Source organism: Pseudomonas sp. CM25, assembly GCF_013179705.1.
Taxonomy (GTDB): domain Bacteria; phylum Pseudomonadota; class Gammaproteobacteria; order Pseudomonadales; family Pseudomonadaceae; genus Aquipseudomonas.
The window spans coordinates 1-645 of record NZ_JABMCW010000713.1; the positions used below are offsets into that span (position 1 = coordinate 1).

1 protein-coding gene is annotated in these 645 nt (G+C 62.8%); it reads left to right on the forward strand.

What is annotated here, in order from left to right; genetic code table 11:
- Window positions 1-172: 172 nt before the first annotated feature.
- Window positions 173-645: RIO1 family regulatory kinase/ATPase (locus HP546_RS30875; protein WP_306126088.1), on the forward strand; the 473-nt coding region annotated here is incomplete at its 3' end.

Genomic DNA, 645 nt, shown 5'->3' on the forward strand with positions numbered 1-645 from the left:
GGTGTTGGTGGTGTGTTCGGGGCTGCTGGTCACCCGCCGTCGGGCGCGTGCGCTGGCTGTTGGCGGCGTGGGGCAGGGCGCGTGATGCGCCTTGGTTGAAGACAGACGAGCAAGTCGCATCCGGCTGTGAGAGGATGTCCGCCATTACAGCCAGGACCCCGAACCCAGCCTGATGAAGACACCCAAAAGAATAGAGCCCCTGATCGAGGACGGCCTGGTCGACGAAGTACTGCGACCGTTGATGAGTGGCAAGGAAGCCGCTGTGTATGTGGTGCGTTGCGGCACCCAGGTGCGCTGCGCCAAGGTTTACAAAGAAGCCAACAAGCGCAGTTTCCGCCAGGCCGCCGAATACCAGGAAGGCCGCAAGGTGCGCAACAGCCGTCAGGCCCGGGCCATGGCCAAAAGCACCAAGTATGGTCGTAAAGAGGCCGAAGATGCCTGGCAGAACGCCGAAGTGGCGGCGCTGTTCCGTCTGGCCGGCGCCGGTGTGAGGGTGCCCAAGCCCTACGATTTCCAGGACGGCGTGTTGTTGATGGAGCTGGTAACCGATGCCGATGGCGATGCGGCCCCACGCCTGAACGATGTGCACCTGGAGGCCGAAGAGGCGCGTGAGTTCCATGCTTTCGTCATTCGCCAGATCGTGCT